General features: G+C 59.8%; 25 protein-coding genes and 1 tRNA gene. 14 read left to right on the forward strand and 12 right to left on the reverse strand.

The window, feature by feature from the left end; translation table 11 throughout:
• Positions 1-135: 135 nt before the first annotated feature.
• A complete protein-coding gene (locus tag AB5Y92_RS19370) occupies positions 136-978 on the reverse strand; it encodes a LysR family transcriptional regulator (RefSeq protein WP_005339957.1) in 843 nt (280 codons plus the stop codon).
• Positions 979-1,120: 142 nt separating this feature from the next.
• Between AB5Y92_RS19370 and AB5Y92_RS19375 the strand changes: the two genes are divergently transcribed.
• The 6 genes from AB5Y92_RS19375 to AB5Y92_RS19400 all read left to right on the forward strand — a co-directional run bounded on the left by AB5Y92_RS19375 (position 1,121) and on the right by AB5Y92_RS19400 (position 9,165).
• A complete protein-coding gene (locus tag AB5Y92_RS19375) occupies positions 1,121-1,843 on the forward strand; it encodes an SDR family oxidoreductase (RefSeq protein ID WP_005348556.1) in 723 nt (240 codons plus the stop codon).
• 88 nt (positions 1,844-1,931) lie between these two features.
• The gene (locus tag AB5Y92_RS19380; RefSeq protein WP_005339955.1) at positions 1,932-2,255 is read left to right on the forward strand and encodes a hypothetical protein; all 324 of its coding nucleotides are present in this window, start codon (positions 1,932-1,934) and stop codon (positions 2,253-2,255) included.
• Positions 2,256-2,301: 46 nt separating this feature from the next.
• Complete coding sequence (locus AB5Y92_RS19385; RefSeq protein ID WP_005339953.1) at positions 2,302-2,733, forward strand: DUF411 domain-containing protein; 432 nt, start codon at positions 2,302-2,304, stop codon at positions 2,731-2,733.
• Between the two features lie 234 nt (positions 2,734-2,967).
• Positions 2,968-5,121 (forward strand): S9 family peptidase, encoded by a 2,154-nt coding sequence (locus AB5Y92_RS19390; protein WP_368227413.1) that lies wholly within the window; start codon positions 2,968-2,970, stop codon positions 5,119-5,121.
• Positions 5,122-5,534: 413 nt separating this feature from the next.
• A complete protein-coding gene (locus AB5Y92_RS19395; RefSeq protein ID WP_005339950.1) occupies positions 5,535-6,506 on the forward strand; it encodes a TAXI family TRAP transporter solute-binding subunit in 972 nt (323 codons plus the stop codon).
• Positions 6,507-6,609: 103 nt separating this feature from the next.
• A complete protein-coding gene (locus tag AB5Y92_RS19400; protein WP_139443091.1) occupies positions 6,610-9,165 on the forward strand; it encodes a TRAP transporter permease in 2,556 nt (851 codons plus the stop codon).
• Between the two features lie 521 nt (positions 9,166-9,686).
• Here the strand turns inward: AB5Y92_RS19400 and AB5Y92_RS19405 are convergent.
• The gene (locus AB5Y92_RS19405; protein WP_204481778.1) at positions 9,687-10,940 is read right to left on the reverse strand and encodes a phosphatidylserine/phosphatidylglycerophosphate/cardiolipin synthase family protein; all 1,254 of its coding nucleotides are present in this window, start codon (positions 10,938-10,940) and stop codon (positions 9,687-9,689) included.
• A gap of 73 nt (positions 10,941-11,013) precedes the next feature.
• On the opposite strand from AB5Y92_RS19405, the gene AB5Y92_RS19410 reads away from it, so the two are divergent.
• Positions 11,014-11,190, forward strand: coding sequence for a hypothetical protein (locus AB5Y92_RS19410; protein ID WP_005339947.1), 177 nt, complete (start codon positions 11,014-11,016; stop codon positions 11,188-11,190).
• Here AB5Y92_RS19410 and AB5Y92_RS19415 read toward each other — a convergent pair.
• The 3 genes from AB5Y92_RS19415 to tatA form a co-directional block, all read right to left on the reverse strand.
• Complete coding sequence (locus AB5Y92_RS19415) at positions 11,168-12,589, reverse strand: lytic transglycosylase F (RefSeq protein ID WP_021231555.1); 1,422 nt, start codon at positions 12,587-12,589, stop codon at positions 11,168-11,170. The genes AB5Y92_RS19410 and AB5Y92_RS19415 overlap by 23 nt on opposite strands.
• Positions 12,590-12,818: 229 nt before the next feature.
• Entirely contained in the window at positions 12,819-13,121 is a 303-nt protein-coding gene (locus AB5Y92_RS19420; protein ID WP_005339945.1) for a YfcZ/YiiS family protein, read from the reverse strand.
• 16 nt (positions 13,122-13,137) lie between these two features.
• On the reverse strand, positions 13,138-13,299 hold the full coding sequence (tatA, locus tag AB5Y92_RS19425) for a twin-arginine translocase TatA/TatE family subunit (RefSeq protein WP_005339944.1): 162 nt from the start codon (positions 13,297-13,299) through the stop codon (positions 13,138-13,140).
• A gap of 276 nt (positions 13,300-13,575) precedes the next feature.
• Here tatA and AB5Y92_RS19430 point away from each other — a divergent pair, with 276 nt between their 5' ends.
• Positions 13,576-14,544: a LysR family transcriptional regulator gene (locus AB5Y92_RS19430; protein WP_005357635.1), complete on the forward strand. Its 969-nt coding sequence runs from the start codon at positions 13,576-13,578 to the stop codon at positions 14,542-14,544.
• Between the two features lie 75 nt (positions 14,545-14,619).
• Here AB5Y92_RS19430 and AB5Y92_RS19435 read toward each other — a convergent pair whose 3' ends face one another.
• Together AB5Y92_RS19435 and AB5Y92_RS19440 are read right to left on the reverse strand one after the other, a co-directional pair.
• A complete protein-coding gene (locus AB5Y92_RS19435) occupies positions 14,620-15,219 on the reverse strand; it encodes a YhgN family NAAT transporter (protein ID WP_040069536.1) in 600 nt (199 codons plus the stop codon).
• Positions 15,220-15,318: 99 nt separating this feature from the next.
• The gene (locus tag AB5Y92_RS19440) at positions 15,319-15,564 is read right to left on the reverse strand and encodes a YecH family metal-binding protein (protein WP_368227414.1); all 246 of its coding nucleotides are present in this window, start codon (positions 15,562-15,564) and stop codon (positions 15,319-15,321) included.
• Between the two features lie 209 nt (positions 15,565-15,773).
• Here AB5Y92_RS19440 and AB5Y92_RS19445 point away from each other — a divergent pair, with 209 nt between their 5' ends.
• Complete coding sequence (locus tag AB5Y92_RS19445; RefSeq protein WP_005357632.1) at positions 15,774-17,057, forward strand: dicarboxylate/amino acid:cation symporter; 1,284 nt, start codon at positions 15,774-15,776, stop codon at positions 17,055-17,057.
• Positions 17,058-17,068: 11 nt separating this feature from the next.
• On the opposite strand, the gene AB5Y92_RS19450 is transcribed toward AB5Y92_RS19445, so the two are convergent.
• Together AB5Y92_RS19450 and AB5Y92_RS19455 are read right to left on the reverse strand one after the other, a co-directional pair.
• Positions 17,069-17,383 (reverse strand): DUF2007 domain-containing protein, encoded by a 315-nt coding sequence (locus tag AB5Y92_RS19450; RefSeq protein ID WP_005339933.1) that lies wholly within the window; start codon positions 17,381-17,383, stop codon positions 17,069-17,071.
• 9 nt (positions 17,384-17,392) lie between these two features.
• Positions 17,393-18,295, reverse strand: coding sequence for a LysR family transcriptional regulator (locus AB5Y92_RS19455; RefSeq protein ID WP_019444678.1), 903 nt, complete (start codon positions 18,293-18,295; stop codon positions 17,393-17,395).
• Positions 18,296-18,391: 96 nt separating this feature from the next.
• Here AB5Y92_RS19455 and AB5Y92_RS19460 point away from each other — a divergent pair, with 96 nt between their 5' ends.
• Positions 18,392-19,444, forward strand: coding sequence for an HlyD family secretion protein (locus AB5Y92_RS19460; protein WP_368227415.1), 1,053 nt, complete (start codon positions 18,392-18,394; stop codon positions 19,442-19,444).
• Positions 19,444-20,997, forward strand: a complete 1,554-nt coding sequence (locus AB5Y92_RS19465) for a DHA2 family efflux MFS transporter permease subunit (protein ID WP_368227416.1) — start codon at positions 19,444-19,446, stop codon at positions 20,995-20,997. Before AB5Y92_RS19460 ends, AB5Y92_RS19465 begins: the two co-directional genes overlap by 1 nt.
• 78 nt (positions 20,998-21,075) lie before the next feature.
• Here AB5Y92_RS19465 and AB5Y92_RS19470 read toward each other — a convergent pair whose 3' ends face one another.
• A complete protein-coding gene (locus AB5Y92_RS19470) occupies positions 21,076-21,702 on the reverse strand; it encodes a lysoplasmalogenase (protein WP_128815852.1) in 627 nt (208 codons plus the stop codon).
• Positions 21,703-21,877: 175 nt separating this feature from the next.
• Here AB5Y92_RS19470 and AB5Y92_RS19475 point away from each other — a divergent pair, with 175 nt between their 5' ends.
• Entirely contained in the window at positions 21,878-22,033 is a 156-nt protein-coding gene (locus tag AB5Y92_RS19475; RefSeq protein ID WP_143233536.1) for a hypothetical protein, read from the forward strand.
• Positions 22,034-22,249: 216 nt separating this feature from the next.
• Here AB5Y92_RS19475 and AB5Y92_RS19480 read toward each other — a convergent pair whose 3' ends face one another.
• Positions 22,250-23,368: a fatty acid desaturase gene (locus tag AB5Y92_RS19480; protein ID WP_368227417.1), complete on the reverse strand. Its 1,119-nt coding sequence runs from the start codon at positions 23,366-23,368 to the stop codon at positions 22,250-22,252.
• Between the two features lie 147 nt (positions 23,369-23,515).
• On the opposite strand from AB5Y92_RS19480, the gene fabR reads away from it, so the two are divergent.
• Together fabR and AB5Y92_RS19490 are read left to right on the forward strand one after the other, a co-directional pair.
• Positions 23,516-24,136, forward strand: a complete 621-nt coding sequence (fabR, locus tag AB5Y92_RS19485; protein ID WP_005339921.1) for an HTH-type transcriptional repressor FabR — start codon at positions 23,516-23,518, stop codon at positions 24,134-24,136.
• Positions 24,137-24,155: 19 nt separating this feature from the next.
• Complete coding sequence (locus AB5Y92_RS19490) at positions 24,156-24,521, forward strand: YijD family membrane protein (RefSeq protein ID WP_139429529.1); 366 nt, start codon at positions 24,156-24,158, stop codon at positions 24,519-24,521.
• A 480-nt stretch (positions 24,522-25,001) separates the two neighbouring features.
• Here the strand turns inward: AB5Y92_RS19490 and AB5Y92_RS19495 are convergent.
• Positions 25,002-25,078 (reverse strand) — tRNA-Asp (locus AB5Y92_RS19495).
• Between the last annotated feature and the right edge of the window lie 184 nt (positions 25,079-25,262).

The following is a 25,262-nucleotide window of genomic DNA, read 5'->3' on the forward strand; positions in this document are numbered from 1 at the left end:
CGGGATGGGAAAAAATAACCAGAATGCGTTTCATGACCACATCACCCGAACAAAGCCTTGCGGTGCAAGGCGAGGTAAACAGAAAAGGGGAGTCTGGGGAGCTGCATCGTAAAGGTGCGCAGGAGAGCGACCTTATCAGGAAGCGCCATAGCCTGCCAACTCGGGGATCAGCTCCCGCAGCGCCGGATTGAGGGTCTGGTGGGCGGGATAGCAGAGCCCAATCCGGCGAAACATCCGCGGCCCGCTCACCGGCAGGGTACAGAGCCCCGCCTCATCCTCGACCAGCCCGTCCGGCAGAAAACTGATGCCGACCCCCGCCAGCACCAGCGCCATCACCAGCCCCTTGCTCTCGGCCTTGGCCACCAGATTGAGGGTAAGCCGGTCACAGGCCAGCAGGCCGATAGTCTGCTGATGGGCTTCGCAGGGCGGGCACTCAATAAAATCATAATGTTGCAGCTCGGCCAGCTCGATCCTTTCGCGACTGGCAAGGGGATGGTCGACCGGCACGCAGAGCACGTAATCCTCCTCCCACAGCGGCAGAAAGATCTCATCCTCCCGGCGCAAGGCATCCAGCGTCAAGCGGCAGTCGGCGGGTGTGGTGTAGTCGGAGAGGGTGAGATCCAGCTGCGGCAACACGCGCTGTACTTGCTGCAGCAGCCCGGCCACCCGGCGGCGGCTCAAGTCCGGCATGATGGCGATATTGAGCCTCGCACGCGTCGCTTTCTGGCGAAACAGCTCCGGCAGACGGCGCGCCTCCTCCACCAGCTTGACCGCGTGAGGATAGAGATAGTGGGCCGGATCTTTCGCCACCACCCCCTTCTTGCCCCGGACAAACAGGCTGTCACCGAGCGCCTCTTCCAGCTGGCGCAACCCCGCCGAGAGGGAGGGCTGGCTGACGTGGCAGCGCTCGGCCGCTGCCGTGATGTTCTTCTCTTCATAGATGGCGATGAAGAAACGCAGCAATCTCAAGTCCAGCATAAACCAACCATAGTTTTTTCAGATGATAACCAGCGGAAAACAATATTTATCACTTATAGATGCAGTGACTATAGTGATTGGGTTCCGTGCTGGCCAGCCACCTGTTTGCTCAAACCGACTCTTGAATCAGAAGGAAAGACCCATGTCCAAATCTCTCGTCGTGATCACCGGTGCCTCCGCCGGGATCGGTGCCGCCATCGCCCGTGCCTTCTCTGCCGCCGGTCATCCGCTGCTACTGCTGGCCCGCCGGGTCGAGCCGATGCAGGCGCTGAACCTGCCCGATACCCTCTGCATCGGGGTCGATGTGACCGATACCGCCGCCATGAAAGCCGCCGTCCAGCAGGCAGAAGCCAAATTTGGCCCGGTCGGCTGCATGGTCAACAACGCCGGCGTCATGCTGCTGGGTCAGGCCGATGTGCAGGATCCCGCCGAGTGGCAGCAGATGCTCAACATCAACGTGATGGGGGTACTGAACGGCGTCCACGCAGTGCTGGCAGGCATGAAGGAGCGCCGCAGCGGCACCATCATCAACATCAGCTCCATCGCCGGCCGCAAGACCTTCCCGAACCATGCTGCCTACTGCGCCACCAAGTTCGCCGTGCACGCCCTGACCGAAAACATCCGGGAAGAGGTGGCCGATGTCGGCGTGCGGATGGTGACCATTGCCCCGGGTGCGGTCGAGACCGAGCTGCTCAGCCATACCACTGACGAGAGCATCAAGGCCGGTTACCACGACTGGAAAGATCAGATGGGCGGCGTCATTGCGCCGGAAGTGATCGCCGATGCGGTGCTCTACGCCTGGAACCAGCCTGCCAACGTCTGCGTGCGCGAGATCGTGCTGGCGGCGACCCGTCAGCAACCTTAATCCTGGCTGACTGACACCATGGGGAGGGCTTGACCCTCCCCCGGGGCACAGGGTTACCATGTGCCCCTTATTTTTTCCGAGTCATTCCATGGTTCTCACCCGTCGCCAACTCGCTCACGCCCGTCGCTGGCTCCCCTTGTGGAGTCTGGTGCTGGTGTTGATGTCGTTTGGCAGCCGGGCCGCAACCGACCTCTGTACCCTGACTACCCACTGCAGCCAGAGCGAGCGCACCCTGGAAAAAGCGATGCCCTGCGGCAGCTTTACCACCGCCCTCTCGATGACACTGGTAGGCAGCGACAGCCTGACGGTCGCCGTACTGGAACCGGATACCCCCGACTTCGCCTCCCCCTCTCTCTTTATGCCGGACGCCCCGTGCGAGCGGCTCGAACGTCCCCCACGCACCCGGATCTGAATCGCATCCCGTATCGGGCATCTTTTCTTTCAATCTGAGGTGAGTGATGTACAAACCCCTGTTACTGGCCATGCTGGCCGGTACCGTCAGCTTTTCGGCCCTCGCGGCCGAGAAGATGACCGTCTACAAATCCAAATATTGTGGCTGCTGCCAAAGCTGGAACGAGCATATGGAGCAGAATGGCTTCGAACTGGAGGTCATCGAAACCGAACAGCTCGGCGCAGTGAAGCAGCAATACGGTATCGCGCCGGAACTGGCTTCTTGCCATACCGGTATCGTAAATGGCTATGTGATCGAGGGGCATGTACCGGCCGCCGATGTGCAGAAGCTGCTCAGGGAAAAACCGGCGATCCGTGGCCTGACCATTCCGGGCATGCCCCAGAGTGCGCCTGGCATGGATATTCCGGGCCATCCCTATGAGGTACTGAGTATCAGCAACGAGGGCGCGACCAACCGCTGGTCGAGCTACCCAGGCTGACGAAAACTGGTCATGAGAGGGCACTCCCATATCATGTGAGGCACACCTGAGCGGACTCTTGCCGCTCATGGCCAGAAAGAGGGCCGCTATCGCGAGATAGCGGCTTTTTTTGATTACATTTCCTGCAATAACAAGGGATTGCTTGCAACCACCGGCAACAAGGGGCAGATTTAACGCCAATTCATGGAGCCGATGCTCAGGTCTACCAACCCTTTCCAGCGCCAAGGATGCGACATGTTTACCTTTTCCCGAGGAGTTCTGCTGCTAGCCTTTCTGACAGTTCTCCCCCCCACTTATGCCAATGAAGAGCCCGCCATGCTGACAAGCGAACATCCAATCCAGCCGCCCGTGGCCGCCAAACATCCCCGCACTCTGAAAAAACACGGGGATACCCGCATCGACAACTACTACTGGCTGCGTGACGACGAGCGGCAGAAGCCCGAGGTGTTGGACTATCTCAAGGCCGAGAACGCCTATACCGAGGCCATCCTCAAGCCGACCCAGCCCCTGCGCGAACAGCTTTACAAAGAGATGGTCGCCCGCATCCCCCAGCAGGATGAGTCGGTACCCTATGTGAAGAATGGCTACCGCTACCAGACCCGCTATGAGCCGGGCAAGGAGTACGGGATCTACTCGCGCACCAAGCTCGGTGAAGAGCAGGCGAGTCTGCTGCTCGACAGCAACCTGCGGGCTGAAGGGCACGAGTTCTATGCCCTCGGCGCCCTTGAAGTGAGCCGCAACAACCGCTGGCTGGCGGTGGCGGAAGATTTCCTCTCCCGTCGTCAGTACCAGATCCAGTTCCTCGATCTGGAGAGCGGCCAGTGGGCCACCGATAAACTGGAAAATACCTCCGGCAATCTGGTGTGGGCCAACGACAACAAGACCGTCTTCTATGTGCGCAAGCACCCGCAGACCCTGCTGCCCTATCAGGTCTATCGCCATACGCTAGGGACGGATCCGGCCACGGACAAGCTGGTCTACGAGGAGAAGGATGACTCCTTCTACATCAGCCTCTACGCCACCACCTCGGAAGATTTCATCGTCATCGCCCTCTCCAGCACCACCACCGGCGAAGCACGGCTGATCGATGCCAACCAGCCGGAGCACGCCCCACGCCTGTTCCTGCCCCGTCAGGTGGATCACGAATACAGCCTGGATCACTACCGCGGCCGCTTCTATGTGCGCTCCAACAAGGATGGCAAGAACTTCGGCCTCTACGAGACCAAAGAGAGCCCGGTCGATCGCTGGAAGGCGGTGATCGCCCCCAATCCGGACGTGCTGCTGGAGAGCTACGCCCTGTTCAAGGATTGGCTGGTACTGGAGGAGCGCAACAAGGGGCTGACCCGACTGCGCCAGATCAACTGGCAGAGCGGTGACGAGAAGGAGATCGCCTTCGACGATCCCGCCTATGTCACCTGGCTCGCCTACAACCCGGAGCCGGATACCAGCGCCCTGCGCTATGGCTACTCCTCCATGACCACCCCCGCCTCTACCTATGAGCTGGATATGGCGAGCGGCAAGCGCACCCTGCTCAAGCAGCAGCCGGTGGCCGGCTTCAAGGCCGACCAGTACGCCAGCGAGCGACTCTGGGTGACTGCCCGCGACGGCGTATCGGTGCCGGTGTCGCTGGTCTATCGCAAGGACAAGTTCAAGAAAGAGCAGGCCGATGCGCCCAAGAATCCGCTGCTGGTCTATGGCTATGGCTCCTACGGCGCCAGCATGGATCCCGACTTCAGCAGCTCGCGCCTGAGCCTGCTCGATCGCGGCTTCGTCTACGCCATCGCCCATATCCGGGGTGGTGAAGAGCTGGGCCGTCACTGGTACGAAGATGGCAAACTGCTGAAAAAGCAGAACACCTTCAATGACTTTATCGATGTCACCAAGGCGCTGGTAGAGCAAGGCTACGGTGCCAAAGATCAGGTCTACGCCATGGGCGGCAGCGCCGGCGGCCTGTTGATGGGGGCGGTCATCAATCAGGCGCCCGAACTCTATCGCGGCGTGGTGGCGCAGGTGCCGTTTGTCGATGTGGTCACCACCATGCTGGACGAGTCGATCCCCCTCACCACCGGGGAGTATGACGAGTGGGGCAACCCGAACCAGAAGCGCTACTACGACTACATGAAGAGCTACAGCCCCTACGATCAGGTGAAGGCGCAAGCCTACCCCAACCTGCTGGTCACCACCGGGCTGCACGACTCGCAAGTGCAGTATTGGGAGCCCGCCAAGTGGGTCGCCAAGCTGCGCGATCTGAAAACGGATGATAACAAGTTGTTACTGAACACCGACATGGACGCCGGCCACGGCGGCAAGTCGGGCCGCTTCAAAGCCTACGAGGATATCGCGCTGGAATACGCCTTTCTCCTGGATCTGGCCACCCCGGCCAACTGATCTCTCATGACTCCGGCCCTTGTCATTCAAGGGCCGCATAAGAATCCTCTCGTAGTTTTTCCCTCTTCCATTTCCCTCCATATCAAATTAATCTTCGGCAAGAAAATGAATGATCGAGGTCATGTTTCTCAAGATTTAACTCCGCTATTTTGCCATTTCGTTTGATTTATGTTGGGTGAATGTGCTTAATCGGAGTGCTTGCAACTTTTTATTTGGCCCCTCAGGGGCCAATTTATCTTCGACCGACAGGAGGTCGGTAGCCTCACCACAGGATGAGGGTGACTGCCGGAAAGGGGGTGATCAACTCCCCCGCTTTCGCGCAACGAGAAGAGCGGGCAAGCCCGGCGCAGAACGGGACTGCCATCAATTTATCCGGGGATCGGATAAACAAAATCAAAGAAAAGGGAGAAAAAATGAAAGGATTAACTTTGGCATGCGCCCTGTCGGCGGCTCTGGTCGGTGTTTCATTCGGTGGTCCGGTACAAGCGCAGGAGCGCTTCGTGACCATAGGCACCGGCGGTCAGACCGGCGTCTACTATGTCGCTGGCCAGTCCATCTGCCGCTTCCTCAATCGCGGCGCCGCCGATCACCAGATCAAGTGCAACGCCCCGGCCAGTGGCGGCGGTGTTGCCAACGTCAACGGCATCCGCAGCGGTGAATTCAACTTCGGCATCATGCAATCCGACCACCAGTTCAAGGCGATGAAGGGGCTGCCACCGTTCCAGGCCGAAGGGGCCATGGACGATATGCGCGCCGTCTTCTCCCTGCAGAGCGAGGTGTTCACCATCCTGGCTCGCCGCGATGCCAAAATCGCCAGCTTCGACGACCTGAAGGGCAAGCGCGTCAACATCGGCAACCCGGGCTCCGGCCAGCGTGACACCATGGAAGAGATCATGGCGGTCAAAGGCTGGAAGAAGGGTGACTTCGGTCTGGTCTCCGAGCTGAAACCGGCCGAACAGGCTTCCGCCCTCGGTGACAACAACATCGACGCCATGAGCTACTTCGTCGGTCACCCGAACGGTGCCATTCAGGAAGCCTCCACCACCACAGATGCAGTACTGGTCCCTGTGACCGGCGCCGACATCGACAAGCTGCTGGCCGAGAAGAGCTACTACAGCAAGGCCGAGATCCCGGGCGGCATCTACAAGGGCAGCGACAAGCCGACTCCCTCCATCGGTGGCAAAGCGGTGCTCTCCACCAGCGCCAAAACCGATCCGGAAGTGGTCTATCAGCTGGTCAAGTCGGTGTTCGACAACCTGGATCGCTTCAAGCGCCTGCACCCTGCCTTTGCCGACCTGAAAGAGGCCGACATGATCAAGGTGGGTCTCTCTGCACCGCTGCATGAAGGGGCTGCCCGCTACTACAAAGAGCGCGGCTGGCTCTGATTGAAGGCCCCGGGGCCTTTGTCACTCTCTTCGACACCCGTCTGCCGCCTGATTGCGGGGGCGGGTGTCGCTCTTGTTGTACTCGTTGGCACAAGTTAACCCTATGCAAGATAAACAACTCTCTACCGAGGAACTGATCGCCCAGGATGTGGGCGCTCGCCTGCCGCTGGGCCCGCTGGGCTGGATCATCACCACGCTGGCACTGGCCTGGTCGCTGTTCCAGCTCTGGATCGCCTCGCCACTCCCCTTCATGGTGGGGTTTGGCGTACTCAATGACACCGAAACCCGCTCCATTCACCTCACCTTTGCCCTGTTGCTCGCTTTTCTGGTGTTCCCTGCATTTCGTTCCTCGCCGCGGGATCGGGTTCCCCTCGGTGATATCGCCCTCGGTCTGATCGCTGCAGGCGCCGCGTCTTACCTGTTCGTGATGTATGAAGCACTGGCGCTGCGCCCCGGCACCCTCACCACCGCCGATCTGGTGACCGCCTGCATCGGCATTCCGCTGCTGCTGGAAGCGGCGCGCCGCGCCCTGGGGCCGGCACTGGCGGTCATCGCCATCGTCTTTCTGATCTACAGCCTGGCGGGCCCCTGGATGCCGGGACTGCTGGCACACCGCGGAGTAGGCTTTACCGCACTGGCCAACCACCAGTGGATCACCACCGAAGGGGTGTTCGGCATCGCCCTTGGCGTCTCCACCAGCTTCGTGTTCCTGTTCGTGCTGTTCGGCGCTCTGCTGGAGCGGGCCGGTGCCGGTCACTACTTTATCCAGCTCGCCTTCAGCCTGCTCGGTCACCTGCGCGGCGGCCCGGCCAAGGCGGCAGTGGTCGCCTCCGGCCTGACCGGTCTGATTTCCGGCTCGTCAATTGCCAACGTGGTGACCACCGGCACCTTCACCATCCCGATGATGAAGAAGGTGGGCTTCAGTTCAGAGAAAGCGGGGGCGGTGGAAGTGGCCTCTTCGGTCAACGGCCAGATCATGCCACCCGTGATGGGGGCTGCGGCTTTCCTGATGGTCGAATACGTGGGTATCCCCTATGTGGAGATCATCAAGCACGCCTTCCTGCCTGCCGCCATCTCCTACATAGCGCTGCTCTACATCGTCCATCTGGAGGCGCTGAAACTGGGCATGCAGCCCATCGGCAACCATCAACCCAAACCCTGGCTGCGTCGCCTGACCGGTTTTGCCTTTGGCGCGGCCCTCATCAGCGGCCTGTCGCTGGCGGTCTACTATGGCCTCGGCTGGCTCAAACCTGCACTGGGTGACTACGCCCTGCCGGGGATCTCGGTACTGCTGGCTGCCACCTATGTGGCCCTGTTGAAGATCGCCGCCAGCAATGAACCGCTGCCTGCCGAAGATCCCGACAAGCCGCTCACCGAGCTGCCCAACACCCGCGCCGTGCTGCTCTCCGGCCTGCACTTCCTGCTGCCGGTGGTGGTACTGGTGTGGTGCCTGATGGTGGAACGCCTCTCGCCGGGGCTGTCGGCCTTCTGGGGTACAGTGATGCTGGTGATCATCCTGCTGACCCAGCGCCCGCTGCTCAACTGGCTGCGCAAGGACGGCAAGCACGACTACGGCACCGTCGCTGACGGCGTGGTGGATCTGCGGGAAGGGCTGGTTGCCGGTGCCCGCAACATGATCGGTATCGGCATTGCCACCGCCACCGCGGGGATTATCGTGGGTGCGGTCTCCCAGACCGGGGTTGGTCTGGTGCTGGCGGATCTGGTGGAGTTCCTCTCCATGGGCAACCTGCTGCTGATGCTGCTGCTCACCGCCCTGCTGAGCCTGATCCTTGGCATGGGGCTGCCCACCACTGCCAACTACATCGTCGTCTCCAGTCTGCTGGCACCGGTGGTCGTGACGCTGGGGCAGCAAAACGGTCTGATCGTGCCGCTGATCGCGGTGCACCTGTTCGTCTTCTACTTCGGCATCATGGCGGATGTGACGCCGCCGGTGGGGCTGGCCTCCTTCGCGGCTGCGGCTGTCTCAAAGGGCGATCCCATCAAGACCGGGATCACGGCGTTTTACTACAGCCTGCGTACCGCGGCGCTGCCGTTTCTGTTTATCTTCAACACCGATCTGCTGCTGATCGACGTGGACTTCGCCCACGGGGTGCTGATCTTCATCGTGGCGACCATCGCCATGCTGATCTTCGCCGCCGCCACCCAGGGCTGGTTCCTGGTGAAGAGCCGCTGGTACGAGAGCGTGCTGCTGTTGCTGGTCGCCTTTACCCTGTTCCGCCCGGGTTTCTGGATGGACATGGTGCACGACCCCTATCGCGAGACCCCGCCTGCCCAGCTGGCCCAAACCATGGGTGAAGTGGAGGCGGAGAGCACCCTGCGGCTGCGGATCCTCGGTGAAGATGCCGTAGGCAAGCCACGCAAGTTTACCCTGCTGGTCGCCGTACCGGATGGGGCAAATGGCGAAGAGCGGCTGGCCAATCTGGGGCTGAGCCTCTATGAGCAGGATGGCAAGACGCTGATCGACAACGTCGCCTTTGGCAGCCCGGCCGCCACCATGGGGCTGGAGTTCGATCAGGAGATCCTCACCGTCAAGGCGCCGACCGAGCGCTGGACCAAGGAGTGGATGTGGATCCCGGGCTTCCTGCTGTTCGGGGCGATCGTCTGGCTGCAGCGTCGCCGCAGCGTCAAGGCCGGCTAACCCACTGGGCAGATGAGACCGAGGGCCGCTATTGCGGCCCTCTTTTTATTGCCTTGCACTCTGCGGCTCTTGTGATGAGCAACAGTCATGGAAAAAGGTAAACGGTGGCGAGCGGCCAAAAAAGTGGGGTGACATGTCCATGTCACCCCCTCGCAAATAGCATGTTCCATATTGGAGTCCGACCGCGCCGGGTCTCTGTTTCACTTTCCGATAGTTCGCGACCCATCTGAAGTGAGCGCCAATTGCAGCAATCCAACTGGCCAGCTACCCGTTACAACCTTCGTCCACACGGCAGACAAGCCGCCGTGTTTGTCCTTGCAACTGAAATATTACGCATAAAAACAAAATAAAAAACGTTTTTATGCTAATTCCATTCACATCAGAGTACAAAAAACAGCCTTATCATCACCGCTAAATTGTTATAAAACAGTAAGATATATTCATGCATGGTTATTCACCCGCAAGGGGCATCAGCAATGGCTTACAAGGCTTTGCGAGATCTCGCACAAAAAATGGCCACCTCACAGCCAACGCCGCAATGGCAACCAGTCGCTCAGGCGGGCCACCAGCCGCCTTGACCACCCCTCGGGTTTGCGCGGCGATCCACCCGCCTGCTCCTGCCAGCGAGCCAGCCACGTTCGCAGCGCCTCGCAGATCGGCGGGCAGTTCAGATGCAGCATCAGCTCGGTATTGAGAAACAGCGAGCGGGGATCGAGGTTGAGGCTGCCAAACAGCGCCCGCTCCTCCCCCAGCAGGATCAGCTTGGCGTGCAGGCTGCCGTGGCCGTGATCAAACTCGGCGACCCGGATCCCGCGACGCAGCAACCAGCCGAGATAGCGTTGGTAGGCGCCATAGACCAGCGGCACATCGGTGCTGGCCAGCGAGTTGGTGAGAATGTCGATGGCGACCCCCTGCTGGCGCAGCCGCGCCAGACGGTGCCGGAACCCGCGAGTAAGGATGAGGTAAGGGGTCACCAACCCCAGCGAGCCAGGATTGTCTGCCAGCTGGCGCCACAGCTGACGGGCGGTAGTGGGGCGGGAGATCAACCCCTTGCCGGGACGATCGAACCACACCTCGGCCCGCCCCTCATGCCATTGCAGCGGCACATCGCTCTCGTCAAACAGCGCCGCGGGCAGATCGTAGACCGTGGCCACCGCCGGATCCGTCATGGTGAACAGGAAGTCGTTGACCACCTCTATTTCGGCGGGCAGCAGCTCGCGGCGCAACAGATGGCGGATGGGGTGACTCCAGCGGCTGTGCCAGAACTGCTCGAACCCCTGCACCATCTGCTGGCACAGTCCCCCCTGACAGGCGAGATCGAGATCCACGAAGGGGGCTTGCGGATCCAGACCGAAGTAGCGATCACCGATGTTGCGCCCGCCGATCAGCGCCAGCTTGCCATCCACCAGCAGCAGCTTGTTGTGCATCCGGTGGTTGATGCGGCGAAAGCTGAGCAGCCCCTCCAGCAGCAGTGCCAGCGGGCGCCAGCCCCGCAGCCAGAAGGGGTTGAACAGCCGAACCTCGATCCCCGGGTAGTGAGCCACCATCTCCAGAAAGCGGTTGTCACCGGCATAGAGATCATCCACCAGCAGCTGCACCTTGACGCCACGCCGGGCGGCGTGAAGCAGCTCGCTCAGCAGCAGCTTGCCGCTGCTGTCCTCCTCCCAGCTGTAGTACTGCGCCTGGATCCGCTCGCGGGCATGGCGGATCCAGTGACAACGCACCTTGAGCGCCAGCTGGGGATCGTCGATCAGGGCAAAGGATCCGGGGATCATGGTGTCATCCTGCTGTCATGGCCGGGTGTCATAACGCTGGCGAGCCTCTTCACATATTCAAAAGGAGTTGCTGATGGAACTGCATGATACCCCGATGTTGCGCTATCTGGGCCAGCTCAGCCAGCCAGATCTCATCCCGGCCACCGGCCCTGCTCACTGGTTTTTGCAACACAGGGACGGTGGCTGGCAATTGCCGACCGTGCAGGCGACCCTGCCGGTCAACCGGCTCAGGGCTGAGCCGCTTCGATAGCGGCAGCCTTGCCCTCAATCTGGGGCAGGCTGAAACGATAGGCCACGTAGTACTTGTAGATGGTGCCGACATAGTTGATCGGCCCCTGTCCGACTTCGTTGGCCACCAGCTGATCCACGTTACCGAACCAGACGTTGGGATCGAGCCCCAGCTTCTCCGCCTTGCCTCGCAGCGCCTGCACCCGGTTCGGCCCGGCGTTGTAGGCGGCGAGGGCAAACAGGTGGCGGTTGAGTCGATCCAGCTTGGGATCATTGAAGTAGGTATCGAGGATCAACCGCATGTAGCGACAGGCGGCCTCCACATTTCCCTCCAGCGTGGTGAGTCTGGCGCCGTTGATGCCGACCTCCCGCCCTGTGCTGGGCAGCAGCTGCATGAGGCCCACGGCCCCCTTGGGCGAGCGCGCCTTGGGATTGAGGCCGGACTCCTTGTAGCCAAGCGCCGCCAGCATCAACCAGTCGAGATCGTATTGATTGGCGTACTTCTCCAGCACCTTGCGAATGGTCGCGAGGCGCCCCATGGGATCCGGCGCCAGGATATTGCTCATCTGATCGCTGCGAACCAGCAACCGGCGCAGGGTCATGTCGCTGTAAAGGCTGTTGCGGCTGACACTCGCCAGATAGCCATTGACCGCCTTGAGCAGCTCGGGGCTGTTCTTGCGCAGCGCCCAGGCGCTGGTGCCATTGCTGCGCAGGGGGATCAACTTGTGGGCCTTGAGGCCGGAGATCATGCCACCCAACCAGATCCGCCCCTTGTAGCTGTCAGTCACCGTCAGGGGAATAATGCCGGCGGCCACCATCTCCAGCAGATCGCCATCCTGCAGGTATTCGGGCACCGTTTCGATATAGACGGGGGGCAACCCCAGCTCGCGAAACAGCCAGTTGAGCTGGCGCAGACTCTCGTAGTAGCTGGAGCTGGCGCGCACCCAGACCCGTCTGCCGGAGAGCTGGGTAATGCGGCTGAAGGCGGGCAGGCTCTGCTGGCTCACCACCCACTCCTCTATGGATGAAATGAGCGGCCGGGAGAAGGCCACCTGTTCACGCCGGGTCGGGGTCACCGTCATGGTTGCCGCCACCAGATCGCCACGCCCCTCGGTCAGATAGTCCAGCAGCTTGTCCTGACGCACCGGGATGTAGACCACCTTGAGTTTGACCTTCTCTTTGGCGAGATAGGTCTTGTTCAGCCAGCGTTCGAACCCTTGCAGCTGATTGACCAGAATGCCGTACTGGGCGCCGCGATCGAGAAAATAGAAGCCGCGCTCATAGACCACCAGAGCCCTGAGTTCGCGCTTTTGCAGAATGCTTTCGAGATCCCCGGGTTGGGGCAGACGCTGTGGCTTGAGTTCAGCCGCCAGCAGGGGAAAACAGCAGAGGGCCAGCAGCGCCCAGATCCAGCGTCGCATCACGATGGCTGCCCCTGTGATGACGTCACACCTGCTGCCTGTTGGCAGCACGGATCACGATAGAGGGTGGGATTGGGGGCAGAGATCCATCGCTGCGTCATGATGTTTGCGCCTTCTGTTGGCCGACTCGCGCCGGGCAAAAACGTCTGTGGGATAGAGTAACTATAGAACGCCGACCCACAGCAGAAGGGTCAACACGGCAGGCAAACCTGCCGCGTTATCAGACAACTCAGATAGAGCGGGCCCGCATTTCGAAAATCAGTTTTTCGGCGGTGCAGGTGAATTGCAGGCGGGCTTTCAGGATCACGCCATTGGCGCCCTGAGTCAGTTCGCTGCTCACTTGAGCTTCGGCAGTGACCTGTTTGGCCAGAGCTTCATAGGCAGCCAGCTTGGCGCGGGCATCCGCCTCGGCAGCGGCTTCAATAACCAGATCCATCACATCGTCGCCTTCGCCGATGATGGTGCCGATCTCGGCAAAACAGCCACAGCTGTCACAGGTTTCGTTCAGTTCAACTTTCTCGTCTACAGACATTTTCTACTCCTACTGCTTATTTCGGATGATTTGCGTCGTCCCGCATCGCCTTGCGAAAATCTTTGATGGCGGTACCCAGATCCTCACCTGCACTGGCAAGACGCTTGCTGCCGAAGACCAGCACAACGACCAGCAAGAGGATCAGCATATGCCAGATATGAATTCCACCGAGTCCCATAGGGATACTCCCTCACAAAGAGATATCTGTTACTTGTATCAAAATAGAGCGAAGGGATTGTTGGGCAAAATCAAGGCAGGTGCAAGTGAGCAAATAAATCATAGCCAAAAAATAGGGCGACCCTGAGGTCGCCATATTGATTGTGCTACATGTCCCCTCAACCGCTACATCCTGTACCAGTGGTTCATGCGAACCTGAGACCATTCGAGGATAAGATCGCCAAGATATGAAAACAAATGGTATAAATTCATCTTAGAATTGAAGAGGATTCATATCATGCTGCTGGAACAACTGGGTCGCATCGACCTCAATTTGCTGATTATCCTGCAGGTACTGCTAGAAGAGCGCAACGGCAGCAAGGCGGCACGCCGCCTTCATCTGAGCCAGTCCGCCGTCAGCAAAGCCCTCGGCCGTCTGCGCGATACCTTCAATGATCCCCTCTTCATCCGCTCCGCCTACGGGCTGGAACCCACCGGCCGCGCCCTTGCGCTGCAACAGCAGTTGCAACCCATCCTGCTGTCGCTGGATAACCTGATCCAGCCGCCCGAGTTCGACCCCGCCAGCTCGGAGCGAGAGTTCGTCATCGCCAGCATGGACAGCGCCTTTACCCTGTTTGCCCCACTCTACCTGAGCGAGCTGAAGCGGCAGGCACCAAGGATCCGCTTGCGTTACGAGGAGTGGACCGAGAACAGTCTGACCGAGATGAGTCAGGGACAGGTGGACATCGCCTTCGCGGTGCGAGAGAACTGCATCAGCTCCGATTATCGGCTCGATACCCTGCCCGACAGCATCTGTCAGCGAGTGCTGGCGGTCGATGATCTCACCTGTCTGGTGCAACAGCACCACCCCGCGCTGCGGGAGCCCAACTGGAATCTGGAGCACTACCTCAGCTATCCCCATGTGCAGACTTACTGCGAGGGGCGGGACCGCTGGATGCTGGATCACAAGCTGGCGGAGCAGGATCTCTACCGACGTATCGAGGCAACCGTGCCCTCCTTCGAGGCGGCGCTGCGGATGGGGATGCACTCCGACATGATAGTGACGCTATCCCGGCTCTACGCCCGCCACGCCACCCAGGTCTATCCGCTGTTGCAGCTGCCGCTGCCCATCGGGTTGGACAGCATCTCCCATCTGCTCATCTGGCATCAGCGTCACAGCGAGGATCCGGGCCACCGCTGGCTGCGGGAATTGCTGCTCTCCCTCATCATGAGCAAACTGGAACCCGCTGCGACCACTCACGGGTGACGGCACGCCTTCTCGGCGGCACAAAAAACGGGGCTCTGCGTAGCCCCGTTTCATTCACTTCAAGATGTAAACCTCTCAGCCCTGACCGGTCACCGCCAGATAGTGATGTACCCCGTCCAGCAACATCTGGACCGAGATCATCACCAGCAGCATGCCCATCAGTCGTTCCACAGCAGTGAGTCCCCGCTCACCCAGCAGCTTGTTGAATACCTCGTAGAACATCAGGATCACCGCGCTGGCGGCCCAGGCCATAAAGAGCGCCAGCGACCAGTCCACCATCCGGCTGGGCTCCTGATTGGCCAGCAGCATCAAAGAGGCGAGGATCGAGGGGCCGGCAATCATCGGGATCGCCATCGGCACCAGGAAGGGCTCCTCGCCCGCCGCCAGCCCGGTCACGCCCCCCTCACTCGGGAAGATCATCTTGATGGCGATCAGGAACAGGATAATGCCCCCCGCAATGCTGACCGCCTCCTGCCGCAGGTTGAGGAAGCCGAGGATCTGCTGACCGACGAACAGGAACAGCATCATGATGGCCAGCGAGAAGAGCAGCTCGCGCACCATCACCTTGCGACGTCGCTTGGGATCGATATGACGCAGGATAGAGAGGAAGACCGGCAGGTTGCCCAGCGGGTCCATGATCAGAAACAGCATGACTGCGGCAGAAAAAGTATCCATACAACGCCCGGGCTACGCCCTGAATAGGGAAAAGAGAGGGGGCGAAATATAGCAAAGGGCGAAGAATTGAGCGAGCGCCATGATGCGCTCGCAGCGGGATTAACCGTGGTTGCAGATCTTGTCGGCGCGGGTCTGGAAACCCTCGGCCGAGTCGATGAATTTGCCGCGGGCAGCCAGAAAGTCGATCAGCTCTTCCGCATCCATCTCGCTGGCGCTGCAGGTATGAAAACGGGCCTCGGCACCGAACCGTTCAGCCATCGCCTGTTTCAGGCTGACACGGGTAAATTGCCCCCCTTGTGTCAACATCATCTCCATCACTTCATGACCATGAACCGATTGCGACATCTCTCACCTCAATAATGAACATATTTAATGCCAATTAAATATCTCCACGCCCAGAGGGATCTTGATATAGGCCAATAAATTGCGCATTTCCTGGTCAGGGGAGTGGTCACCGCCACCGCTTTGTCGATAATGTGGCAACCCGCGTCAGGGATCGCTACACTGGCGCCCCTTTTTGGCCATCGCAGACAATGTATAAGGATATTGGCGTCATGCTGTTCCATGGAGAGGCTCTCAAGCCCTGGCAGATCTGGACCCGCCGACCACTCTGGCTCAAGACCCTGATCGGCATGCTGACAGGGGTGGGTCTGGGCGTCGGCTTTGAAGAGCAAGCCCTGTTGCTCAAGCCCCTTGGCGTCCTGTTCGTCAACACCATCCAGATGCTGATGGTGCCCCTCATTTTCTGCTCGGTCATCGCCGGTCTCACCTCGCTGCTCAAGGGCAAGGCCCTCGATCGCATCGGCAGCAAGGCGATCTGCCTCTACTTCTGTTCGACCGCCATCGCCATCTGCATCGGCCTGATGATGGGCTGGCTGCTGGAACCCGGCATGGGTGCCGACATGGGCCCCTATGAGCGGGTCGGTATGTCGGAACCACCCACCCTGGCCAGCGTGCTGAGCCATCTGGTGCCGAGCAACCCGGTACAGGCGATGGTGGATGGCAAGATCCTGCAAGTGATCGTCTTTGCGGTGGCGCTGGCGGTCGCCCTCAACGCCAGCGGTCGCCGTGGCCGCCCCGCCATCCTCTTCTTCACCTCGCTGGCCGAGGGGATGTTCAAGCTGACCCAGATGGTGATGGCGCTCGCGCCTTACGGTGTCTGCGCCCTGATGGCCTGGATGACCGGCAAGTACGGTCTCGATCTGCTGCTGCCGCTGCTCAAGGTGATCGGCGCCGTCTATCTCGGCTGCCTGCTGCACGTGCTCGGGGTCTACAGCACCCTGCTGCTCCTGCTGGCACGGCTCAATCCGCTGCACTACTTCAAGAGCATCGTTGACGCTCAGGCGGTGGCCTTCACCAGCAGCTCCAGCAACTCCACCCTACCCATCAGTCTGGCCTGCGCCGAGAAGCGGCTGGGAGTCTCCCCCGCCATCACCGCCAAGGTGCTGCCCATCGGCGCCACCATCAACATGGATGGTACAGCCCTCTATCAGGGAGTGACTGCGCTGTTTGTAGCTCAGGCATTCGGGGTGGATCTGCACATGGTCGATTATCTGACCATCATCAGCATCGCCACCCTGGCCAGTATCGGTACGGCAGGTACCCCTGGCACCGGGTTGATGCTGCTGACCCTGACCCTGACGGCGGTGGGCTTGCCGCTGGAAGGGGTGGCACTGATTGCAGGCATTGACCGGATCCTCGACATGGCGCGCACCACGGTCAATGTATCGGGGGATATTCTGGTATCGGTACTGATCGCCCGCAGCGAAAACGAGCTGGATCTGGCGACCTATCACGATGCCAGCGCAGGGGAAGATATCGAGTTCCCGCCGCGCTAGCGGAAGAAAGCTCAGCTGTCGTGGGGATCGTGGTGACAGCGCCAGCAGACGTCGAAGTTGGCGCCGTTCTCCTCCCCGCACTGACCGCACAGCCAGCCGTTACCCTGACGCTGCTGGTAACGCTCGATGACCCGTCCTGCCTTGCTGCGATCCTCGGCCCGCACCATCAGGGTCACCTGCAACATGTCGACCGGCAGCTCGCCAAGGGCGCCAGACAGCCCCTCGCCATTGAGGCGCACCAGCACCCCTTCCGCCTCCAGCGCCCCTTTCAACGCGTGCGCCTCCAGGGTGTGTGAGGCGCGATAGAGATTGATCCAGTTATCCATAGCTCCCCCTTACAACAACTTGTCGATGCCAAACTCGGCGCCGTTCTCAATCATGAAATCGATGAATGCCCGCAACTTGCGCGGCATCAGTTGCCGCTCCGGAAACAGCAAATAAATCGGCACCCTGGGTTGCTGCCACTCTGGCAGCAGGATCACCAGCTCGCCGCTGGCCAGCTCATCCTGACAGAGCATAGCGGGTAACGAAGCCAACCCCAGCCCCGCCTTCGCCGCCTCCCGGGCACAGGTAATATTATTGACCCGAAAACGGGATGGGGGGTCAACCAGCACCTCTCTGCCATCCAGCTCGAAACACCAGTGAGAGGCGAGAAACCCGCTGCTCACCGTCACCCGCTCGTGGTTGGCCAGATCCTCCGGCCGCTCGATGACCGGGCTGCGGGCCAGATAGTCCGGGCTGGCACAGAGCAGCCTTCCGGTGCTCCAGAGTCGGCGCGCCGCCAGATTGGAGTCGCTCATGTCGCCAATCCGCACCACCGCATCCAGCCCTTCGCTGATGGGATCTACCACCCGGTTGGTCAGCTCCAGCTCCACCTGCAGGGCGGGATAGGCCTGCAAAAACTTGGCGACCAAGCGCCCGACCACCAGTTGCCCCGTCTCGATGGGCACCGCCAGTTTGAGAGTGCCGGTCACCTCCTGCTGGCTGGCGCTCAGCATCAGCTCGGCTTCGGTCAGGGCATCGACCGCCTTGCTACAGTGCAGGTAGTACTTCTCCCCCTCCTCGGTCAAAGTGAGCTGACGAGTGGAGCGATAGAGCAGACGCACTCCGAGCCGCTGTTCCAGTTCAGCGATGCGGCGGCTGACCATCGCCTTGGTCATTCCCAGCTCGCGGGCGGCCCCCGTAAACGAGCCCTTATCGACGATACGCACCAGAATTAACGCGGCATTGAGATCCATTGTTGCACCAGTGAAACTGTATATCTCGTGAACCAATACTAATCGAAACAGTTGACCAGTGTTAGCCTGCGCCCCTTAAGTTCAGGAATCACAAAAATGAGTCAACACAAAAAAATTCCCCTGCTGGCAGCCATGATATTGGCTCTGCTCGGTCTGCTGTTCGCCGGTTACTGGTATCTTCACGGCCGCTATTTTGAAAGCACCGACAACGCCTATCTGCAAAGTGAAGTGACCGGGATCAGCTCCAAGCTGCCCGGCTATATCCGCAAAGTGCTGGTCACCGACAACCAGCCGGTCAAAGCGGGCCAACTGATCGCCCGTCTCGATGATCGCGAATACAAAACCAGGGTCGCGGAGGCCGAAGCCGACCTGCGCCTCAATCAGGCGACGGCCGAAAATCTGGCCGCCACCCGCACCCAACAACTGAGCCTGATCCAGCAGGCCGAGGCCAAGGTCGCCTCCGCCAACGCCGAACAGCTGCGCGCCAGCCAGCAGGTCAACCGGATCAGTCAGCTCAACCAGCGCCACTACAGCTCGCAAGACAGTCTGGACGAGGTGCGTGCCGGCCTGCAGGTCAATCAGGCGCAAGCCCGGGAGGCCCAAGCCGCCCTGCAGGCGGCACGTGAACGACTGCTGGTACTGGATGCCGAGCGCAAACAGAATCTGGCCAAGCTGGCATTGAGCGAAGCACAACTGGAGCAGGCCAAGCTGGAGCTCGGCTACACCGAACTGCGGGCACCGGCCGACGGCATCATCGGCAAGCGCAGCCTGCGGGAAGGGCTCTACGTCCAGTCCGGTATGCAGGTCGCCAGCCTGGTGCCGCTACAGCAGGTGTGGGTCGAGGCCAACTTCAAGGAGACCCAGCTCGCCCATATGCAGCCGGGCCAGAAGGTCGAAGTGGTACTCGATGCCTACCCGGATCAACCGGTCGAGGGGATCATCGACAGCCTGGCCCCGGCCACCGGTGCCAAGTTCGCCCTGCTGCCACCGGAGAATGCTACCGGCAACTTCACCAAAATCGTGCAGCGGGTACCGGTGAAGATCCGCATCCCCGAGCCGGGACCGCTGGCAGGCAAGCTGCTGCCGGGTCTCTCCACCGAAGTGATCGTGGATACCCGCACTCCTGAGCCCGTGGTGGCTGCCAACTGATGGAACCCATTCCACGTCGCAACTGGATCGCGGTCATGGGGGGGCTTATCGGCGCCTTCATGGCCATCCTCGATATCCAGATCACCAATGCCTCCCTGAAGGACATTCAGGGGGCCCTGTCGGCCACCCTGAGCGAGAGCTCCTGGATCTCCACCTCCTATCTGGTGGCGGAGATGATCGCCATCCCCCTGAGCGGCTGGTTGAGCCGGGGGCTGAGTGTGCGCCGCTACCTGCTGTGGACCACCGGCGCCTTTATCGCTGCCTCCGTGCTCTGCTCGTTCAGCTGGAACCTCACCAGCATGATCGTCTTCCGGGCGCTGCAAGGCTTCACCGGCGGGGCGCTGATCCCGATGGCCTTTTCCCTCATCGTCACCCTGCTGCCGCTACAGAAGCGGGCCACCGGCATGGCGCTGTTCGGCCTCTGCGCCACCTTCGCCCCCGCCATCGGCCCGACCCTCGGCGGCTGGCTCACCGAGCAGATGTCGTGGCACTACATCTTCTATCTCAACGTGCCGCCAGGATTGCTGGTGATGGCCATGCTGGCCCACGGGCTGGATAAAAAACCGGTGGACTGGGCCGTGATCAAGCGGGTAGACCTCATCGGGATTGTCACCATGGCGCTCGGCCTCGGCTTGCTGGAGGTGGTACTGGAAGAGGGCAACCGGGAGGACTGGTTCGGCTCAAGCTTCATCGTGCGACTGGCGGTCATCTCGGCGGTGGCGTTGGTGTTCTTTGTCATCAGCCAGCTGATCCGCCGTCACCCGCTGGTCAATCTGCGGCTGCTGCACAACCCGCGCTTTGCCCTCGCCTGTTTTGCCTACCTGATCCTCGGCATGGCGCTGATGGGATCTATCTATGTGCTGCCGCTCTATATGACCCAGATCCACAACTACAACGCGCTGGAAATCGGCGAAGTCCTGATGTGGATGGGACTACCGCAACTGCTGGTGTTGCCGCTGGTGCCCAAACTGACCCACAAGATAGACCCGCGCTATCTGGTGAGCTTCGGCTTCCTGATCTTCGCCGTCAGCTGCTTTATGAACGTCAACATGAGTGCCGACTACGCCGGGCCGCAGCTGATCCATTCGCTCATCGTGCGAGCGCTGGGACAGCCCTTCATCATGGTGCCGCTCTCCCTGGTCGCCACCGCCAGCCTGAGCCACGACGAGATCCCCTCCTCCTCGACCCTGCTCAACGTGCTGCGCAACCTCGGTGGTGCGTTCGGTATCGCCATCATCGCGACCCTGCTCGACAACGATACCCGCACCCATGTGCTGCAGATTGGCAGCACTCTGGCCGCCAGCAGTATCGAGGGGCAAAACTATCTGCTGCAGCTGGCCCAGAGCATGATGGCGCAGGGTTCAGGCCCCGAGATTGCCCAGCAGCAAGCCCACGCCATACTCGCCAACACCATCAACCGGGAAGCGGCCATCATGGCCTACAACCAGGTGTTCTACATCATGGGGATCTTCCTGCTGATCGCCAGCGGCCTGATGCTGTTGCTCAAATCCCCCGCCCCACGGGCTGCGGATGCCGAACCGCTAGAGGCGTGAAAAACCGCCGGGCATAAAACGAAAAACGGGCCAAGACCCGTTTTTCGTTATCTGTTACCTGCACTCAACCAGAAGGCGTTATCCCGCCAGCGACCCTGCAATCAGGAATTGCGCCGCGAAGTAGCTGCTCATCACCCAGGCGCGGGCGTGGGGAAAGGGGCGACGGAAGCGATCGAGCGCCAGCATGCTGTCGGAGAAGAGGAACATCAGCGCCCCCACCAGAGCGGCGGCAGAACCGGCAGTGAGAGAGGCGTGCCAGGCACCGGCGGCCACCCAGGCCATGCCGATGATCACCAGCATGTAGCAGAAGACCGGGATCCGCATCTCCCCCAGCTTGCCCCACAGCAGGCCAAAAACCATGCCGGCGATCAGCAACAGCAGCAAACCATCCACCAGATTGAGCAACAACGGCCCCTGAGCAAAACCGACGATATAGCAGAGATGCGCGACAAGAAATGCCGCCAACCCCTGAATGAAGCGATCGCTTGGCAACATCAGCAGCACATCGCCCGCCAGCGAGAGACAAAGGCCGAGCAGGATCCAGGCGTGTGAACCATCGTGGTCATAACTCTGGTAGCCGAATGCCAACGCGATGATAAGCAGCATGGTCAGCGGCTTGCTGATATAGAACTGGCGGCTGTCTGAACCGTAGGCAGAACGGATGTGCCACCAACCTGAAGCGATGATCAAGAAACTCAATAACATGCCCTGCTCCTCACCTGTTGCTCGCAGTCATACGGCAACCGTTTTTATCATGGTGCAGGGTAACAAATTCCCTCCCCCAGTGGCAGGGGTGCTTATCAAATGGACAGACTAAGCCTAAAGTCTAATTGCCGCACCGAGTGGTTCAGGGCATAAGTGACGGGTCTGGAGGATCACCATGGAAGAAGCTATGAAGAACTATCTGCCCGCCATCGATATCATGATGTGCCATCTGGGGATCAGCTTTGAGCAGGCCTGTGAACAGCTGGGCCTCAGCCAGCAGGAGCAGCAGGCACTGGATCAGTTGCAGCAACAGCAGGGCCAAGCCAACTAAGCCCTCCCGTTATTGGATATCATGATGTGCCATCCGAGGGTCAGTTTGAGCAGGCCTGCGAACAACTGGGTCTTAGCCAGCAGGAGCAACAGCAGGCACTGGATCAGTTGCAGCAACAGCAGAGCCAAGCCAACTAGTCCGTTCTAACATGCATACCAAAGAGAAGACCGCCAGCAGGCGGTCTTCTCTTTTAGTCTCTGTGATAACCAGACGGCATCATGCAATGCCTGCCAGCAGGCGACTCCAGTTGCGTTTACCTGCGATAAAGCCATCCCGCAGGGTCCGGTACTCCAGTTGCAGCTTGAGACGGTCATAGCGCGCCAGCGCCTTGCGCTTGCGCAGCTCCAGCAGCCGCTTGCGACTGGCGTAATAGTGTTGTAGCTGCTGACTCAGCTTGTCGTACTCCTCCTGCAGCAGCGCCTGCCACAGTTCTCGATCTTCCTGCTTGCGCAACTTGGCTTGTGCCCGTTTCAGCTGCATCTGCAGCCGGGCCTGCTCAATACGCTCCTCCGGCGAAGATCTGAGATCTCCCGCCAGACCACACCAGGAGGCGAGCCGGATCAACCACTTGGTCGGATCGAACTGCCACCAGTGAATGCCGTTGCGGTAGTCATTCTCGAACAGGTGGTGAAAGTTGTGGTACCCCTCGCCAAAGGTGAAAAAAGCCAGGATGCCGTTATCGCGAGCGGTATTGCGGTCGGTATAAGGCTGACTGCCCCAGATATGGGCCAGCGAGTTGATGAAGAAGGTGGTGTGGTGAGTCATCACCATCCGCAGTACGCCCGCCAACAGCAACATGCCGAGCAGATCTCCGTGGATCAGACCAAACAGCAGCGGCAGCCCCAGATTGGTCGCCAGCACCAGTGTCAGATAGTGACGGTGCTGAAACGCGACCACCGGGTTGTTCTGCAGATCACGCACATTGCTGTAATCGCCATAGCGATCTCCTTGATGCTCCCGCAACATCCAGCCGATGTGGGAATACCAGAAGCCGCGCCCCGCGCTGTAGGGGTCTTTATCGTTGTCATCCACATGACGATGGTGACGGCGGTGATCGGCCGACCAGTGCAGGGCAGAATTCTGCAGCGCCAACGCACCGCCGATGGCAAACAACCACTGCAAAGCGGGGTCCGCCTTGTAGGCCTTGTGCGACCAGAGCCGGTGATAGCCTGCGGTGATGGAGAGACCACTAAGGCAGAACAACAACAGGAAACTGGCCCACTGCCAGAGATCGTAACCGTGGCTCATGCCGTACCAGGGTACGACAATCAACGCCACTATCCCGGAGAGGGAAAACAGCAGGGTATTAGTCAAAATAATGGGGGGTCTGGCCATCTCATTGCATCCTTTCAGCGAACGGCTGTTAGCCATTTTCTATGGTGATTTCCTCACGGTCAATGGTAAAAAAGTAGGATACAAACCTGATCCTGAGGCGCCTTCGGGTTATCATTTGTCCTCGTTAAGCTGAAGGTGACTGATTTCGTGGGTATTCGCGCTCAACAAAAAGAAAAAACCCGGCGTACATTGATCGATGCTGCGTTCAGCCAACTGTGCGCCAATCGGAGTTTCTCCAATCTCAGCCTGCGGGAAGTCGCTCGCGAAGCGGGTATCGCGCCCACCTCTTTCTATCGCCACTTTCGCGATATGGAGGAGCTGGGCCTGACCCTGGTTGACGAAGGAGGTCTCACCCTGCGCCAACTGATGCGCCAGGCACGCCAGCGCATTGCCGGTGGCGGCAGTGTCATCAGCACCTCGGTGCAAACCTTTATGGAGTTCGTCGAGAACAACCCCAACATCTTCCGGCTGCTGCTGCGGGAACGCTCCGGCACCTCGGCCGCCTTTCGTCAGGCGGTGGCTCGCGAAATCCAGCACTTTATCGCAGAGCTGACCGATTATCTGGAAGCCACCACCGAAGCACCACGGGAAGATGCCTATATCCAGGCAGAAGCCATGGTCACCATCGTCTTCAGTGCCGGTGCCGATGCGCTCGACATGACCAGCGAAGAGTGCCGGGCACTCTCCGACCGAACAATTCGCCAACTGCGGATGATCGCCATGGGCGCCGAGGTACAAAACCAGAAGCGCCGTGAACCTCACCCATGACCACAGGATGGAGAACGATATGACTGAACAGCTTATGATCCCGAAAAAACCGCTCGCCATGGCCATGCTGATTGGTATCTGTGGTGATGCCTCTCTGGCCGTGCTGACCAACTCGGTCGTGCCTTTCTCCTTCTTCCCGCTGATTGCCCTCTGGCTGGCGGCCTACCAGCTCTTTCAGCACTATCGCCATGAGCCCATGGTGGGCAACACTCCCATCTGTACCCTGCTCTGCTTCTTTATCGGTGCCTTCGGTCACTCTGCGCTGCTCAAGGTGCAATACCCGGAGCTTGGCAGCAACTTCTTCTCTCTGATTATGATGTTGCTGTTACTGGCGGCCCTCTCCATCAAGCTCGGCCTGAGCATTGGCAACAAAGAGAAGCCCTGATAAATAGACCGAGTGATGGTAATCACCTGATAGATAAAGCAAAGAGGCCTTCCCGTCGGGAAGGCCTCTTTGCTTGAACGATATCTGATTAATACGGCAATCTCGGCCTTCCCAACCTAGCCAAGCTGCTGGGCTTCAAGATCGACGTGCAGATGGAAGCGGAGGTGGTAAATATGGGGCTGCCCTGTAGTCAGAAAGCAGCAGAAGCATGATTTGGCTCCCTGTAGAGTCATTCAGATAGCTGTGAATGAAACTGATAAGACTCTGATATAGCCAGAAAATGGTAGAAATAGCCCGCTATCTGGCACTCTTACTTGGCAGGGAAAAGCCAGATATTGGTGGTTTAAGGCGCTAAAAATACAAAAGCCCGGTCGTCAGACTGGGCTATGTGTTGATTCTGGTGTGCAAATATAGGGGAGGCTCTGGGCAAAACCACCCATAGCAAAAAGGCCTTCCCAATAGGGAAGGCCTTCAAATTAGTGGCGGAGCGGACGGGACTCGAACCCGCGACCCCCGGCGTGACAGGCCGGTATTCTAACCGACTGAACTACCGCTCCGCATTCGGTTAGCTTGCGCTAAATTGTCTGCTGCTTCTTATGAGATGTCATCCTCGCAGCCAGTGACGTGATTCTTCACATCACCGTTTAATTGGGTGCCTGGCAGTGTCCTACTCTCGCATGGCGAATGCCACACTACCATCGGCGCTACCGCGTTTCACTTCTGAGTTCGGCATGGGATCAG

This window comes from Aeromonas sp. R1-1 (assembly GCF_040908495.1).
Classification (GTDB): domain Bacteria; phylum Pseudomonadota; class Gammaproteobacteria; order Enterobacterales; family Aeromonadaceae; genus Aeromonas; species Aeromonas veronii.

Bases quoted from the DNA above. Each gene is read 5' to 3' on its own strand.
- AB5Y92_RS19370 (WP_005339957.1), bottom strand. From the start codon at position 978: ATGCTGGACTTGAGATTGCTGCGTTTCTTCATCGCCATCTATGAAGAG.
- AB5Y92_RS19375 (WP_005348556.1), top strand. From the start codon at position 1,121: ATGTCCAAATCTCTCGTCGTGATCACCGGTGCCTCCGCCGGGATCGGT.
- AB5Y92_RS19380 (WP_005339955.1), top strand. From the start codon at position 1,932: ATGGTTCTCACCCGTCGCCAACTCGCTCACGCCCGTCGCTGGCTCCCC.
- AB5Y92_RS19385 (WP_005339953.1), top strand. From the start codon at position 2,302: ATGTACAAACCCCTGTTACTGGCCATGCTGGCCGGTACCGTCAGCTTT.
- AB5Y92_RS19390 (WP_368227413.1), top strand. From the start codon at position 2,968: ATGTTTACCTTTTCCCGAGGAGTTCTGCTGCTAGCCTTTCTGACAGTT.
- AB5Y92_RS19395 (WP_005339950.1), top strand. From the start codon at position 5,535: ATGAAAGGATTAACTTTGGCATGCGCCCTGTCGGCGGCTCTGGTCGGT.
- AB5Y92_RS19400 (WP_139443091.1), top strand. From the start codon at position 6,610: ATGCAAGATAAACAACTCTCTACCGAGGAACTGATCGCCCAGGATGTG.
- AB5Y92_RS19405 (WP_204481778.1), bottom strand. From the start codon at position 10,940: ATGATCCCCGGATCCTTTGCCCTGATCGACGATCCCCAGCTGGCGCTC.
- AB5Y92_RS19410 (WP_005339947.1), top strand. From the start codon at position 11,014: ATGGAACTGCATGATACCCCGATGTTGCGCTATCTGGGCCAGCTCAGC.
- AB5Y92_RS19415 (WP_021231555.1), bottom strand. From the start codon at position 12,589: ATGCGACGCTGGATCTGGGCGCTGCTGGCCCTCTGCTGTTTTCCCCTG.
- AB5Y92_RS19420 (WP_005339945.1), bottom strand. From the start codon at position 13,121: ATGTCTGTAGACGAGAAAGTTGAACTGAACGAAACCTGTGACAGCTGT.
- tatA (WP_005339944.1), bottom strand. From the start codon at position 13,299: ATGGGACTCGGTGGAATTCATATCTGGCATATGCTGATCCTCTTGCTG.
- AB5Y92_RS19430 (WP_005357635.1), top strand. From the start codon at position 13,576: ATGCTGCTGGAACAACTGGGTCGCATCGACCTCAATTTGCTGATTATC.
- AB5Y92_RS19435 (WP_040069536.1), bottom strand. From the start codon at position 15,219: ATGGATACTTTTTCTGCCGCAGTCATGCTGTTTCTGATCATGGACCCG.
- AB5Y92_RS19440 (WP_368227414.1), bottom strand. From the start codon at position 15,564: ATGTCGCAATCGGTTCATGGTCATGAAGTGATGGAGATGATGTTGACA.
- AB5Y92_RS19445 (WP_005357632.1), top strand. From the start codon at position 15,774: ATGCTGTTCCATGGAGAGGCTCTCAAGCCCTGGCAGATCTGGACCCGC.
- AB5Y92_RS19450 (WP_005339933.1), bottom strand. From the start codon at position 17,383: ATGGATAACTGGATCAATCTCTATCGCGCCTCACACACCCTGGAGGCG.
- AB5Y92_RS19455 (WP_019444678.1), bottom strand. From the start codon at position 18,295: ATGGATCTCAATGCCGCGTTAATTCTGGTGCGTATCGTCGATAAGGGC.
- AB5Y92_RS19460 (WP_368227415.1), top strand. From the start codon at position 18,392: ATGAGTCAACACAAAAAAATTCCCCTGCTGGCAGCCATGATATTGGCT.
- AB5Y92_RS19465 (WP_368227416.1), top strand. From the start codon at position 19,444: ATGGAACCCATTCCACGTCGCAACTGGATCGCGGTCATGGGGGGGCTT.
- AB5Y92_RS19470 (WP_128815852.1), bottom strand. From the start codon at position 21,702: ATGTTATTGAGTTTCTTGATCATCGCTTCAGGTTGGTGGCACATCCGT.
- AB5Y92_RS19475 (WP_143233536.1), top strand. From the start codon at position 21,878: ATGGAAGAAGCTATGAAGAACTATCTGCCCGCCATCGATATCATGATG.
- AB5Y92_RS19480 (WP_368227417.1), bottom strand. From the start codon at position 23,368: ATGGCCAGACCCCCCATTATTTTGACTAATACCCTGCTGTTTTCCCTC.
- AB5Y92_RS19490 (WP_139429529.1), top strand. From the start codon at position 24,156: ATGACTGAACAGCTTATGATCCCGAAAAAACCGCTCGCCATGGCCATG.